Source organism: Candidatus Poriferisodalis sp. (genome assembly GCF_965219595.1).
GTDB lineage: Bacteria > Actinomycetota > Acidimicrobiia > Acidimicrobiales > Poriferisodalaceae > Poriferisodalis.
This window is the reverse complement of record NZ_OZ244781.1, coordinates 2,475,644-2,489,341: the sequence shown is the minus strand read 5'-3', so window position 1 is coordinate 2,489,341 and position 13,698 is coordinate 2,475,644. Positions and strand designations below refer to the sequence as shown.

General features: G+C 67.4%; 13 protein-coding genes. 7 read left to right on the top strand and 6 right to left on the bottom strand.

What is annotated here, in order from left to right:
- Positions 1-48: 48 nt before the first annotated feature.
- The 4 genes from ACOQPE_RS11085 to ACOQPE_RS11070 all read left to right on the top strand — a co-directional run bounded on the left by ACOQPE_RS11085 (position 49) and on the right by ACOQPE_RS11070 (position 5,888).
- Positions 49-3,102, top strand: a complete 3,054-nt coding sequence (locus tag ACOQPE_RS11085; RefSeq protein ID WP_420608970.1) for a cytochrome P450 — start codon at positions 49-51, stop codon at positions 3,100-3,102.
- Positions 3,103-3,234: 132 nt separating this feature from the next.
- Entirely contained in the window at positions 3,235-4,062 is an 828-nt protein-coding gene (locus tag ACOQPE_RS11080) for an SDR family NAD(P)-dependent oxidoreductase (protein WP_420608969.1), read from the top strand.
- 9 nt (positions 4,063-4,071) lie between these two features.
- Entirely contained in the window at positions 4,072-4,890 is an 819-nt protein-coding gene (locus tag ACOQPE_RS11075; RefSeq protein ID WP_420608968.1) for an SDR family NAD(P)-dependent oxidoreductase, read from the top strand.
- Between the two features lie 17 nt (positions 4,891-4,907).
- A complete protein-coding gene (locus ACOQPE_RS11070) occupies positions 4,908-5,888 on the top strand; it encodes a D-isomer specific 2-hydroxyacid dehydrogenase family protein (RefSeq protein WP_420608967.1) in 981 nt (326 codons plus the stop codon).
- A 48-nt stretch (positions 5,889-5,936) separates the two neighbouring features.
- On the opposite strand, the gene pheT is transcribed toward ACOQPE_RS11070, so the two are convergent.
- The 6 genes from pheT to infC all read right to left on the bottom strand — a co-directional run bounded on the left by pheT (position 5,937) and on the right by infC (position 11,663).
- Positions 5,937-8,360, bottom strand: a complete 2,424-nt coding sequence (gene pheT, locus ACOQPE_RS11065; protein WP_420608966.1) for a phenylalanine--tRNA ligase subunit beta — start codon at positions 8,358-8,360, stop codon at positions 5,937-5,939.
- A 37-nt stretch (positions 8,361-8,397) separates the two neighbouring features.
- Positions 8,398-9,522, bottom strand: coding sequence for a phenylalanine--tRNA ligase subunit alpha (pheS, locus tag ACOQPE_RS11060; RefSeq protein ID WP_420608965.1), 1,125 nt, complete (start codon positions 9,520-9,522; stop codon positions 8,398-8,400).
- Between the two features lie 34 nt (positions 9,523-9,556).
- A complete protein-coding gene (locus ACOQPE_RS11055) occupies positions 9,557-10,333 on the bottom strand; it encodes a TrmH family RNA methyltransferase (RefSeq protein ID WP_420608964.1) in 777 nt (258 codons plus the stop codon).
- 56 nt (positions 10,334-10,389) lie between these two features.
- Positions 10,390-10,758, bottom strand: a complete 369-nt coding sequence (rplT, locus tag ACOQPE_RS11050; RefSeq protein ID WP_419915273.1) for a 50S ribosomal protein L20 — start codon at positions 10,756-10,758, stop codon at positions 10,390-10,392.
- A gap of 64 nt (positions 10,759-10,822) precedes the next feature.
- Positions 10,823-11,017 (bottom strand): 50S ribosomal protein L35, encoded by a 195-nt coding sequence (gene rpmI / locus ACOQPE_RS11045; protein ID WP_323673642.1) that lies wholly within the window; start codon positions 11,015-11,017, stop codon positions 10,823-10,825.
- 145 nt (positions 11,018-11,162) lie between these two features.
- A complete protein-coding gene (gene infC / locus ACOQPE_RS11040) occupies positions 11,163-11,663 on the bottom strand; it encodes a translation initiation factor IF-3 (RefSeq protein ID WP_420608963.1) in 501 nt (166 codons plus the stop codon).
- A gap of 245 nt (positions 11,664-11,908) precedes the next feature.
- On the opposite strand from infC, the gene ACOQPE_RS11035 reads away from it, so the two are divergent.
- The 3 genes from ACOQPE_RS11035 to ACOQPE_RS11025 all read left to right on the top strand — a co-directional run bounded on the left by ACOQPE_RS11035 (position 11,909) and on the right by ACOQPE_RS11025 (position 13,686).
- Entirely contained in the window at positions 11,909-12,388 is a 480-nt protein-coding gene (locus tag ACOQPE_RS11035; RefSeq protein WP_420608962.1) for a hypothetical protein, read from the top strand.
- A gap of 105 nt (positions 12,389-12,493) precedes the next feature.
- Complete coding sequence (gene hisG / locus ACOQPE_RS11030; RefSeq protein ID WP_420608961.1) at positions 12,494-13,369, top strand: ATP phosphoribosyltransferase; 876 nt, start codon at positions 12,494-12,496, stop codon at positions 13,367-13,369.
- Positions 13,370-13,560: 191 nt separating this feature from the next.
- Positions 13,561-13,686 carry a hypothetical protein gene (locus ACOQPE_RS11025; protein ID WP_420608960.1) on the top strand — a complete coding sequence of 42 codons (126 nt, stop codon included), beginning with the start codon at positions 13,561-13,563 and terminating at the stop codon, positions 13,684-13,686.
- The last annotated feature ends 12 nt before the right edge of the window (positions 13,687-13,698 follow it).

Sequence of the window (13,698 nt, the reverse complement as noted above, 5' to 3'; positions counted from 1 at the left end):
AGACAGTGCGCGGTGGAAGCGGGCGGTGTGCATGATGAGATAGGGGTCGTGAGCAGCACTGCTACAGCGCCCGAACCGCAGCGAGCATCGACCCGCTCGGTCGACGACGAAGGAGCCGTTCCCTTCGCCGACTTCGCAATCGGTGAGTTTGCCGATCTGGTGGCAATGAGCCGTGAACTCGGCCGCACCGGCGACTGGATCGTGAGCACCCCGTTCGGGCTGTTCGTCCACGGCTACGACGAGGCCCGGACGATCCTGCGTGATCCAGCTTGGATCTCGATGCTGGCGGGCGTCGCCATGCTCGATGGCACTGGGTTCGACGGCAATGGGCGAGACGGCGGTGGGACGGACAGCGCGCGGCGTACGACGGTGAACTTCAACGCGCTGATGGCGCGGGCTCGCCAGGACGCACCGGTCAGCACCGGCGGCGAGGCCATGCGCGCCCGGCCGAATGTGCTGTCGCTCGAAGGCGACGATCACCGCCGCCTGCGACGGCTCTTCGGTCGTGCTTTCACTCCCGCTGCTGCGGACCGGCTCCGGCCCTTCATGGCCACCCACGCCACGAGACTGCTCGAACCGCTGTTGGCCGGCGGCGGGGGCGAGATCGTCTCGGAGCTGTGCGACCCCTACCCGGTACCGGTCATCTGCCGCCTGCTGGGCGTGACCGATGACGACTGGGGCCGGTTCGGCCGATGGGCCGAGACCATCTTCGGGCTCTTCGACGGCGACGCCGAGGCCGTCGTGAGCAGGCTCGGCGACATCGCGACAGCCCAAGCCGAACTCGGCGCATACGTCGTCGACCTGATCGAGCGCCGGCGGGCCGAACCGGCCGACGATCTGCTCACTGAGCTGATTGGTGTGTCTGACGAGGGCGATCGGCTGAGCGAAGACGAGCTCATCGGCATGGTCGAGGCGTTACTGATCGCCGGCACCGACACGACGCGCAACCAACTCGGCGCCACTTTGGCGGTGCTGGCCGACAGGCCGGAGCAGTACGCAGCGCTTCGGGCCGATCCGGATCGGATCCCGGCCTATGTGGAGGAATCGCTGCGCTACATCGGGGCGGTACGCACGGCGATGCGCATCGCGACCACCGATGTCGTGGTGAACGATCTGCTGTTCCCCGCGGGCACCGTCGTGATGATCGGCCTGCACGCCGCCAGCCTCAGCGGCGGTTGTCCGGCTCACGCGGCAAACGACCCCGCGACGTCAGCACTCAACGGTGAGGAAATCGCACACCCCGATCACCCACACCAGCACCGCTTCGATCCGTATGACTTTGATGCAGCGCTCCCGCGCGAGCACCCGCATCTCGCATTCGGCAGCGGCGCACACCACTGCCTAGGTGCATTCCTGGCGCGGGCGGAGTTGCAGGAGGCACTGCGCGTCTTCGTCGAGCGTGTCGAGAGCTTCGAGCTCAGCGAGCCCGTGCAGTGGAAGCCGCTCTCGCTGGGCATCTGGGGGCCGTCTCGCATGCACCTGCGATTGAATGCGCCACCGCTGACCGAACGCGTTCCGGCCGGGACGCTGCCGCCCGCCGATGTCCGGACAGATCTTGGAACATCCGCCGAGCGCGACCGCTATCTCGCCTCGATAGCCCCGATTCGCCGGGCGATCCACGACAGCGTGCCCGCACTGATCACGCGCCCGAAGTTCCCTCCTGTTTTTCGCCTTGCAGTCACGGCGGCTCGCATCGGCTGGGCCGTCTACGCCGGACGTTTGCTGGACCGGCGACTCGATCCCGACGAGCGGCGGGAGCAGATCTACCGGCGGCTGCGGCTGGCGGCGACCAAGCTCGGCCCCGCGTACATCAAGCTGGCACAGCTGATCGCGGCCGGCGAGGGCGTGTTCCCCGATGCGCTCGTGGCCGAGTGCCGCCTGTGCCGCGACCAGGTGCCTGCCGAGCCATGGTCTGCGATCCGCGAGGTCGTCGAGGCTGAGCTGGGCGACATCGATTCGCGGTTCGCTGCATTCGATATGGAGGCGACGGCTGCCGCGTCGATTGCGCAGGTGCACGCGGCGCTGCTGCCGGACGACACACCGGTCATGGTGAAGGTACAGCGACCTGGCATCCGACGGCGCGTCGAGCGCGACCTGGCGGTGCTGGCGTGGCTGGCGCCGAAGCTCGTGGGTCGCATCCCGATCACAGCGCTGGCCAACCCGCCCGCGCTCGTGGAACTGTTCGCAGAGACCATCACCGAAGAGCTCGACTTCCGAGTCGAGGTGGCGAACCTCTTCGAAGTCGACCGTGCGCTGCGGGCTACGACTAGCGGCCGCTGGCAGGTGCCCGAACCGGTGCTCGACGGCGTCACCGAGCGAGTGATCGTGATGAGCCCGGTAGCAGGCCGGCCGCTGAGCGAACTCCGGTCGGAGGATCTGGCCGACGGCGAAGCTGCTGCCATCTTCCGCCAGATGAACGATGCGCTGCTGCACGGCGCGTGCATGACAGGCGTCTTCCACGGCGACTTCCACGCCGGGAACGTGTTCATCGACACCGAAGGCACGCCACAGGGCCAGCCGCCCGTCATCGGGCTCGTCGATTTCGGCATCACCGGCCGGCTCGAAGGGCCCAAGCGAGTTGCCTTCCTGCGCTATGTGGTCGGTCTGCTGACGGGTGACCTGCAATCGCAGGTAGCCGGCATGATCGACCTGGGTGCGTTCGGACCTGGCAGCAACCCCGAGCGAGTCATTGCCGACCTGCGCCTGGACCGGCCCGGCTTCGACCCACTCGAGCTCACCGAAGACGAGTTCACTGCCGAGTTCCGGGCGCTCATCTCGGGGCTGCTGGCGAACGGCGCTCGCATTCCCAAGGAGTTGATGCTGTTCATCAAGAACTTCGCCTACCTCTGCTCGGTCACCGGCGAGCTGGAGCCCGAGATGGAGGTGCTGGCCCAATTCGAGCGCATCGCATCGTCGTTCTTCGCCCGCAACGGGGTCCGGATGGCCACCGAGATCGGCTTCACCCCGGCGCCCGACGATGTCGACGAGCGCATCATCCGCCAGGCCATGGGCATCTCGCCCAAGCACGAACGGGTCACGTGGAACCTCATCCGCGGGCGGCGCGAGAACCTGAAGGCCCGGGTGAGCAGCCGCGACGACTAAAGGCTGAGCGGAAACGACGCTGCCTGGTCGATGCTGCCGGCGAACCGACTCGGCATGACTCGCGTCGCACCGGTAGGGCATGATCTTGCACGGTCAGCGGGATTGACCCGGTCGAGTGCATGAGGAGAGGCGATGGCTTCAACAGAACGGATGGCGGGCAAGGTGGCGGTGATCACCGGCGGGGCGTCGGGTATCGGGCGAGCCTGCGGGCTGCGCTTCGCGTCTGAGGGCGCGTCGATCGTGGTGGCCGACCTGAATCTCGACCGTGCCGCGAGCGTCGTCGACGAGATCAACGCGCTCGGCCGCGATGCCGTCGCTGTGCGGGTGGACACCTCGCAGCAGGAGCAGAACGATGCCATGGCTGACGCCGCGGTGGATGCCTTCGGGCGAATCGATGCGTGCGTGGCAGCAGCAGGGATCTCGCATTCGGGCTACGTCAGCCGCGAGATCCCCGACCAGGCCGGGCAGGATCGCTTCGACCGCGGCGACATGTTCTTTATCGACAAGTCGCTGGAATCGTGGCAGCGGGTGCTCGATGTGAACTTGACCGGCGTGATGCTCACGAATCAGGCCGTGGCTCGGAAGATGCGCGACAACGGCGGCGGCGCCATCGTCAACATCTCGTCGATTGCCGGCACCAACGTGCTCAAAGGCAGTTCGGACTACTGCGTGTCGAAAGCCGGCGTCTGGATGCTCACTCGTTGCGCCGCTCTTGAGCTCAGTCGTTACGGCATCCGTGTCAATGCAGTCGGGCCCGGCTACATCCAGACATCCATGAGCGGCGCTGTGCTGGGCAACGAGCGGTGGGTGCAGGCGCGTGAGCGCGAGACCCCGCTCGGTCGCCTCGGCGAACCCGATGACATCGCCAACGCCTGCCTGTACCTGTGCAGCGACGACGCCAGCTTCGTGACCGGCGAGATCATCTTCCCCGACGGCGGCGTCATGGCCGCCGGCCGCTGAGGTAGCGCAATGAGCCGAATGGACGGCAAGGTCGCAGTGATCACCGGTGGCGCGTCAGGCATCGGTCGAGCCTGCGCGCTGCGCTTCTCCGAAGAGGGGGCATCGGTGGTGGTGGCTGACCTGAACCCGGATCGGGCCGAGGCAGTCGCCGCCGAGATCACCAATCGCGGGCGCCAGGCGACCTGGACACAGGTGAACACGGCCGATCCTGACCAGAACGACACGATGGCCGACGCCGCAGTCGCCGCGTTCGGACAGCTCGACGCCTGTGTTGCCGCCGCGGGCATCTCCCATTCGGGCTACGTCAGCCGTGAGATCCCCGACCAGGTCGGCCGGGACTCCTGGCAGGGAGGCGACCAGTGGCTGCTCGGTAAGTCGCTCGAGTCGTGGCAGCGAGTGCTCGATGTGAATCTGACTGGGGTCATGCTCACCAACCAGTCGGTTGCGCGCCGCATGCGCGAGAGCGGGGGCGGTGCCATCGTGAATATCGCCTCGGTGGCCGGCTTGATGGCGCTGCCCGGAGGCGCGGACTATTGCGTGTCCAAGGCGGGAGTGTGGATGCTCACCCGCTGCGCGGCGCTGGAACTCAACCGGTACGGCATCCGGGTGAATGCGGTCGCTCCGGGGTACATCCGCACGCCCATGACGGCGTTCATGACCCATAGCGACGAGTGGGTGCGCGGGCGCGAGCGCGAAACCCCGCTGGGACGGCTCGGTGAGCCCGATGACATTGCCAACGCCTGCCTGTACTTGTGCAGTGATGAAGCCAGTTTCGTGACCGGCGAGATCATCTGTGCTGACGGCGGCCTCGCGGCCGACATCCGCTGAGGAGCCCAAGCGGTGCGGTGCACACAGCGCAACAGGAGGGCGACGCGATGAGCGTGCTGGTTGCCGTCGAACCCGACTGCTGGCGGCGCCCGGTGCTAGCCGAGGCGGTCGAGCGCGGCGGTGGCACGGTGAGCACACCGGACGGCGCATCGGCGCTCGTGTGGGCCGAGCCCACGCAGGCACAGCTGATCGGGGAACTGGTGGACGCCAATCCCGGCATCGAATGGGTGCAGCTGCCCTACGCGGGCATCGAACCGGTCGTCGACATCGTGACCGCCCGGCCTGCCATCGAGTGGTACTGCGGCAAAGGCGTGTACGCAGAGCCCGTGGCCGAGCACGCGCTGATGCTGGCGCTGGCCGGCATGCGAGGCATGGCCACCTACGCGCGGGCAACAGATTGGGCAGCCCCCGAGGGCCGCAACCTGCTCGGCGCGTCGGTGACCGTGCTGGGCGGCGGCGGCATTACCGACTCGCTGCTGCGCCTGCTCGCACCGTTCGGCTGCGAAGTGACCGTGGTGCGCAACCGCCCCATGCTCTCAGCGCCGCACGGAGCGGCGTCAAGCGACACAGCGGGAGCCGCACGCGTCGTCGGGCCAGATGAGTTGTCACAGGTGCTGCCGGGCACCGATGTGCTGTTCCTCGCGCTGGCGCTGACAACCGACACTGCAGGCATCATCGGATCGGCCGAACTGGCGGCGCTGCCCGATCACGCGTGGATCGTGAACGTGGCACGCGGCGGGCACATCGTCACCGACGATCTCGTCGAAGCGCTGCAGAACGGCCAGATCGGCGGCGCTGCGCTCGACGTGACAGACCCCGAACCGCTCCCTGACGGCCACCCACTGTGGAGCCTGCCCAACTGCCTCATCACGCCCCACATCGGCAACACGCCCGAGATGGGCCTTGCTCTGCTGGCCGAGCGGGTCACCGCCAACGTGGCGCGGCGGGTTGCGGGCGAGCCATTGATCGGTCCCGTGTACCTCGACCTCGGCTATTGAGGCCGATTCGTCAACATTCGGCGGGAGCGATCCGGTGCATTCGATGCCTCAGCGCAGCACCGCGCTGTGGGCGTGCTCGACTGCGTCGATGCATCGTTGGCGGATATCGGCTACCTGCTCATCGGTGAGCGTGCGATCGTCGGCTTGGAGGCGCAGGCGATAGGCCAGCGAGCGCGTGTCCGTGTCCATCTGATCGCCTCGATAGACGTCGAAGAGGTCAACCGAGCGCAATTCGTCGCCGCCTGAAACGAGCAGCGTGTTGCGCACCTGTGACGCCTGAACGTCATCGGGCACCGCGAATGCCAAGTCGATGTCGCTGGACGGGTAGGTGGAGACCAGTTGATAGGGCCGCTCGGCGGCTGCGGATGCCGCCGCGAGCAGGGGCTCCACGTTCACCTGGAGCCAGGCGCAGCGCTGTGCGAGACCGTGGCGTTCGCAGACCACCGGGTCGACCTCGCCCACGACGCCGACCGCCTGCCCGCCCAGCAACACCGCCGCCGCGCGCACCGGGTGCATGCCGTCCAGGTCGCCTGCGTTCATGAGCGAGACATCGAGGCCGAATGCCGTTGCAATGAGCTCGGTCAGATGCACTGCGTCGGCCGCTTCGCCGCCCGCCCAGATGGCGCCGAGGTGCTCTGTCTCAGTGGGCAGTACCGCGGCGGCAGTCGTGTCTGCGGCAGCAATGTCGCCGCCTCCCGCCGTCGGGGGGCCGAACACGACACCGATCTCGAACAGCGACACGGTGTCGTTTCGGTGGGAGGAGTTGTACGCGGCTGCGGTGAGCAGGCCCGGAAGCAGCGACGGCCGAAGGACGGATTCCTCGGTCGCGAGCGGGTTCAGGAGTCGTACTGGTTCTGCGCCGTCGATCCCGGCCCGGCGCACGGCATCGGGAGCCAGGAACGGGTTGGGCATGGCTTCGGACAGGCCAGCCCCCACCAGCACACGCCGCAGGTCGCGACGCAAGCGTTGTACCGGCGTCAGTCGACCCGGCTCGGGCGAACGCGGGACAGTGCGGCCCAGGCGCTGGTACCCGTAGTGACGAGCAACCTCTTCGGCCACGTCGGTCTCGGTGATCACGTCCGGTCGGAAACTGGGAATGGTCACTTCCAGCGCCCCGTCATCCGGCACAGTGCACTGCAGACCGATGGGATCGAGCAGGCCACGCAGCTCATCGGCGGCAAACGGCCGCCCCAGCAGGTGGCTCATGCGGGCTGGGCGCACACGGACTCGGGTGGCCGGGGGCAGGTCGCCCCGGCCGTCCAGTCGGCCGCTGCACACCGACACTCCCCCGGGTGTCACCCGATCCAGCAGCTCGCAGAACCGGTCCAAGGCAATCGGCACAAGCTCATGATCGGTGCCTCGCTCGAAACGCATCGAGGCTTCCGAACGCAAGCCGAGCCGCTGGGAGGTGCGGCTGATCGACAGTCGGTCCCACCATGCGAGCTCGAGCAGCACTGCCGTGGTGCTGTCGCTGATCTCGGTGTTCTCGCCGCCCATCACGCCGGAGATGCCGATGGGCCGATCTTCACGGTCGACGATCAGGCCATCGCCCCGGAGCATCTCGCGTTCGGTGCCGTCGAGCGTGATGAGGCGTTCTCTACCCGCCGAGCGCCTCGTCCCCAGGTGACCGCCGGGCACAAGCGCCAGGTCGTACGTGTGGTTCGGCGTGCCCAGCTCCAGCATCACGTAGTTCGAGACGTCAACCACGGAGTTGATCGGGCGCATCCCGCACAGCGTGAGCCGGGCCTGCATCCATAGCGGCGACTGGCCAATGGACACGTCCCGGATGACGCGCACACCGAAGCGACCGCAAAGATCAGCGTCGATGATCTCCACCGATGCCACTGTCGAGATGTCCTCGCCGGACTCGCTGACGACCGGCACAGGAATCCGGAAGGGCACACCGAGCCGCGCGGCCAGGTCACGGGCCACGCCGGCCACCGACATGGCGTCAGGACGGTTCGGATTCACCTCCAGGTCGTACAGCACGTCGCCGGCGAGGCCGAGCTGCGACATGAGCGGGGCGCCGAGCTCAAATTCGCCGGGCAGGATCATGATGCCCTCGGCATCGGCTCCCAGCTCAAGTTCCGCGGCGGAGCAGCACATGCCCTGAGAGAGCTGGCCGCGCATGCGGCGCTCACCGATCTCGAGGCCGCCCGGCATGGTCGTGCCGACGGTGGCCAGCGGCACCAGGTCGCCGACCGACATGTTGAATGCGCCGCAGCACACTTGCAGCGCGCCGCCCGTTCCCTCACCCGTGGCACCGGGCAACTCGACGTCCACCAGCTGGATGCGGTCGGCCTCCGGGTGAGGCCGCAGGCCGGCCACGCGGGCCACGACGACACCGTCGAGCGACGGCAGCATGCGCATCTCCTCGACAGCCATGCCGAGGTCGCTCAAGTGATCGGCCAGCTCAGCGGGTTCGCCCTCGATGGGCGCGAACTCGCGCAGCCAGCTCAGCAGCACCTTCATCGGGGCTGTCCCCCTCGCCCAATCAGGTCTGCGGGCATCAGAACTGGCTGAGGAAGCGGATGTCGTTGGTGTACATGTCGCGCAGATCGTCGATGCCGTGACGCATCAGCGCGAGGCGGTCGATGCCGAAGCCGAAGGCAAAGCCCGTCCATTCCTCGAAGTCGATGCCGCAGTTGGCGAGCACGTTGGGATGCACCATGCCGCATCCGCCCAGCTCGATCCAGCCCGTGCGCTGGCAGGTTTGGCAACCGGAGCCCTCGCAGATCACGCAGGTGATGTCGAACTCGGCGGACGGCTCGGTGAACGGGAAGTACGAGGGGCGCAACCGCGACGAGATTGCCTTGCCGAAATAGGCCGAGGTGAATTCCTCGAGTGTCCCCGCCAAATCAGCGAACGAGATGCCTCGATCCACCACGAGACCCTCGATCTGGTGGAAGACCGGCATGTGGCTGGCATCTGCGGTGTCGCGCCGAAACACGCGCCCCGGACAGATCGTGTAGATCGGCGGCGGCTGCACTTCCATCACCCGGATCTGCACCGGCGAGGTGTGCGTGCGCAGCACCACGTTGGACGCTTCGCCGCCCTCGCCGTCGCCGAGCTCGGTGCGCTCGCCGAGGTCCAGGTAGAGCGTGTCCCACATGGAGCGCGCAGGGTGCGCCGCAGGCAGGTTGAGCGCCTCGAAGTTGTACCAGTCGGTCTCGGCTTGGGGGCCTTCGGAAACCGTGAAGCCCATGCCGACGAACACGTCCTCGAGGCGTTCGGTGGTCTGGGTGACCAGGTGCAGGTGGCCGCGCTCGGGCCCCGGCGGTGTCTCGGTGAGGTCGAGCCACTCGCGCTGCAACTGCTCACGGCGAGCCGAGGCGGCCAGCTCGTCGGCGGCCTCCGCGTGCGCCGCGCGCAGGTCCTGCTGTGCCTCATTGAGCGCTCGCCCGACCGCGGCTCGCTGTTCGGGCGGCAGCGAGCCCAAGCCTTGCTTGATCTGCCCGAGCGCAGCTTTGCGCCCGAACAGCGTTGATTCGACCTGTGCCAGCTCGTCGCCGGTCGCTGCGACAGCGACCGCGGCCAATCCCTGGTCACGCGCGGCGCGGATGCCGGCGAGCAGCGCTTCGGGCGATACGTCGGCGGGAGCGCTAGCGGGAGTGTCGGTGGCCGGGCCGTTCACGGCAGGCAGGGTACGACGCAACGGAGCCGAATGGTCAGGAATTACTGGCCGCTTCTCTCATCGCGTACATCAGCACGGCAGCGGCCACGGCAACGTTGAGCGAGTCCACTGGATGCTGCATGGAAATGGAGACGGCCACGTCGGTGCCCCCGACCGCCTCGTCCGACGGCCCATGTGCCTCGTTGCCCACCACGAGCGTCATGCGTTCAGCGCTCGGCAGCCGGTCAACACCGATGTCGCCGTCGGGCGTAGCTCGCACGCGCACATGGCCGGCGTCGAACAGCGCGCTGAGCACCTCGGCGGTCGAGTGCCCGCGGCACACCAGCGGCCCGAACGTGAGCCCCGCTGCACCGCGCAGTGCCTTCGGGCTCCACAGATCGGTTGTGCCAGCGGTTGCGATCACCGCACCGAATCCGGCAGCGACGGCGCTGCGCACCACCGCACCGGCGTTGCCGGGGTCACGCACTGCCTCGAGCACGACCACCCGTTCTGCCGTCGCCGCCTCATCCAGCGCTGCATCGACGAACGGCGCTATGGCGAGCACACCCTGGGGATTCATGGCATCGGCGAGCGGATCGAGCACGTCTGCGGGCACCGGATGGATCGCTCCGATCCGCTGCCGGTAACCGGCGCCCAAGCGCTGGGCGTCGGGATGACCATCGGGCGCGCCTTCCGGCGCGTAGCGGCCGACGAGTTCCGGGCGGGCGAACACCGCTTCGAGCGTTGCCCCGCTGGCCAGCGCTCCGTCCACCGCCCGAGGCCCTTCCACGACAGCTCGGCCAGAGGCATCCCGCTGGCGCCGATCACGCACCAGGCGCGACAGCCGCGACAGCGCTGCTTTCGACGGCGGTGTTGCCAGCGGTGCGCTCAGGCTGCTGCTTCAGTCAGGGCGGCCTCGGCGCGCTCAGCGATCGCAGTGAATGCCGCGGGATCGCTCACGGCGAGATCTGCCAGGTTCTTGCGGTCGACCACGACGCCCGCAACATCGAGCCCATGGATGAGGCGGCTGTAGGTGGTGCCGTTCTGGCGAGCAGCAGCATTGATGCGCTGGATCCACAGCCGCCGGAACTCCCCCTTGCGGGCCCGGCGATCGCGGAACGCGTACTGCCCGCTGTGCATGACCTGCTCATTGGCGGCCCGGAATGATCTGCTCTTGTTGCCGTAGTAGCCCTTCGCCTTGCCGAGCGTCGCCTTGCGACGGGTGCGGCTGGCTACGGATCGCTTGACTCGTGCCACGTTGATCTGTCCTCGCTTGTCTGCGGATCGTCTCGTCCGCGGGTCGTGTCTGGGACGGTGCCGCTCAGCGGCCGAGCATCCGGTTGACGCGCTTGGCGTCGGCTGCCGACACTTCGCCTTCGAGTGCCAGCCGTCGCTTGCGCGCCGACGACTTCTTCTCCAACAGGTGATTCCGGTTGCGCTTGCGGCGCACGAGCTTGCCGGAGCCGGTGGTCTTGAAGCGCTTCTTGGCGCCGCTGTGGGTTTTCATCTTGGGCATGGTGTTGCTGCCTTGCTTGTGGTGGCTCGATCTGTGTGGCCCGACACATCTGAAACCGCCGGGCTAGTTGCGTGGCCTGTCGTTGTGCGCCCTTGTTCCCCGTCTCGATTGGATTCGGGTTCGCGGGCCGCTCGGGCCCGGGGGCTCAATCGTTGGGCGGATCTGCGGCTTTGCGACGCTGACGTGAAACGCGGTCGGGACTCAGCAACATCGTCATGTTGCGTCCGTCGAGGCGGGGAAACTGGTCGACCTTGCCGACATCGGCAACCGCCTCGGCAACCCGTTCGAGGATCTGGCCGCCGAGCTCGGGATGGAAGATCTCACGTCCCCTGAACATGACGGTGACCTTGACCTTGTGGCCGTCCTCGAGGAACTTGCAGACCTTGGCCGTCTTGGTGCCGAAGTCGCCGGTCCCGATCTTGGGCCGGTACTTCATCTCCTTCAGCCCGGCATGAGTCGCCTTGCGTCGCGATTCCTTCGCCCGCTGGGCCGCCTCGTACTTGTACTTGCCGTAATCCATGATCCGGCAGACCGGCGGGGCGGCGTTGGGCGCCACCTCGACGAGGTCCAAGTCCATGTTGCGGGCGATTTGCAGCGCTTCGGGAACCGACTTGATGCCGATCTGCTCGCCGTCGGGTGCGACCAAGCGGACCTCGCGGACCCTGATGTCCTCGTTGATCCGGGCGTCACCGTCACTTGCGCGTGCTATGGCCGTACTCGCTTGTCCAAAGGACGCTCCTCGTCCACGCGGCATCCTGTGCGAGCCCGGTACCAGAACGCGCCCTCGGGCGGTCCGGTGGGGGTCAGACCCCGCTTGTTCCTGTTGTAGGGGCCGTAGGGTAACAGCGCTGGGGAAAGCCAGCACAGCCGCACGAGCGGGGAAGTTTGCCGATGAGTACGTTGTGGACACCCGAGGGTGAGCACCGGGTACCTCGCGAGAGCGCCGAGGAGCCGATGAGCGCGCCCACTTCCCCGGCCGACGACGAAGGAGAGGGCGGAGCCTTCGCCGGCGAACTCGACATCGACCCCGAGACCGGGCTGCCGATCGATCCGCGCACTGGCGAGCCGTTCGATCCTGAAGAGCTGGCCGCAATGCAGGAGCAACTGCGCGAGGCCCAGGAACAGCTCGTCTCGGTGCCCGCGGCCGAGATCGTGCAGAACCACATGATGGGGCTGTTCGAGCTTGCGGCATTGCATCTGCGGCGTGACCCTCCCGATCTTGCCGAAGCTCGGCTCCCGATCGACGCGCTGGGCCTGCTGGTGGACAACCTCGCCGACCAACTGCCGGCCGGCGACACGCTGCAAGGTGCGCTGCAGCAGATTCGCCTCGCCTACGTCGAGATCCACAAGCGCCAGACAGCAGGCGAATAGACACGGCGCCTGAAGCAACGCAGCCTCGGCGCTCGGGCACGCCGCCGTCGGGCGCGAGAAAAATCAGCAGGGCGCAGTGAACCGCCGCGGGTACCGTTACCGCCCGTGCTCAAGCTCGTGCTCCCCAAAGGCTCGCTGGAGGCGGCGACCCTGCAGCTGTTTGAAGATGCAGACCTGCCGGTGCGGCGGGGCTCGACGGTGGACTACCGCGCCAGCATCGACGACCCGCGCATCGACGACGTGCGCATCCTGCGACCCCAGGAGATCCCGTCCTATGTCGCTGACGGGCTGTTCGACTTGGGCATCGCCGGGCGTGATTGGATCGAGGAGACCAACAGCGACGTGGTCTCGCTCGGCGAGCTGCGTTACTCGAAGGCCACTTCACGGCCGGTGCGCATCGTGGTGGCGGTGCCCGACGACAGCAGGTTCCAGGCGCTCACCGACCTGCCGGACGGGGTGCGAGTGTCGAGCGAATACCCCGAGCTGACCCGACGATTCTTCGCTGAGCGAGGCGTGGATGCGGACGTGCGGCTGAGCTATGGCGCCACCGAGGCGAAGGCGCCCGAGATCGTCGACGCCGTGGTCGACCTCACCGAGACCGGCCGGGCCCTGCACGCGGCAGGCCTGCGGATCATCGACGAGATCCTCACGAGCTACACAGAGATCTTCACCAATCGCGCCGCCTACGACAACCCGGACAAGCGCCGGGCCATGACGCAGATCAAGACGCTGCTCGACGGTGTGCTGGATGCGCGCGGCAAGGTGCTGGTGAAACTGAACGTCGGCCGTGAGCACCTCGACGCCGTGATCGACGTGCTGCCCTCGATGAAGGCGCCCACCGTGAACGAGCTGTGGGGCGGCGAGGCCTACGCCGTCGAAACGGTGGCTCCGAAGCAGACGATCAACGTGCTTATTCCCGAGCTGATCGAACGGGGCGCGACGGACATCGTCGAGATGCCGATCTCCAAAATCGTCCCCTGAGCCAAACCCAACAATGACACTCGGGTTTTGTGCGTCGGGCGTGATCCGAGGGGCCGCAGCCTTGGGCTGTGGGCTGGGATCGAGAACGCATCGAACGCGTCTCAGAACATCCATCAAATTAGTCCTAAATCATCCATTGGAATCACCCCAAAGCGTCCATCAGGTGCCTCTCGCCACGTACGCTGAAGCGTGTGGCCGCCGAGAACCCCGATGACGTCGGCGATCGGCTCGCCAGCTACTTGCCGCGGGTCGTCAACGCCGAGATAGAGCGCTTGCTGCGCCTCGTGCCGACCGTCGTCCTCGAAGGGCCTCGCTGATGCGGCAAGACC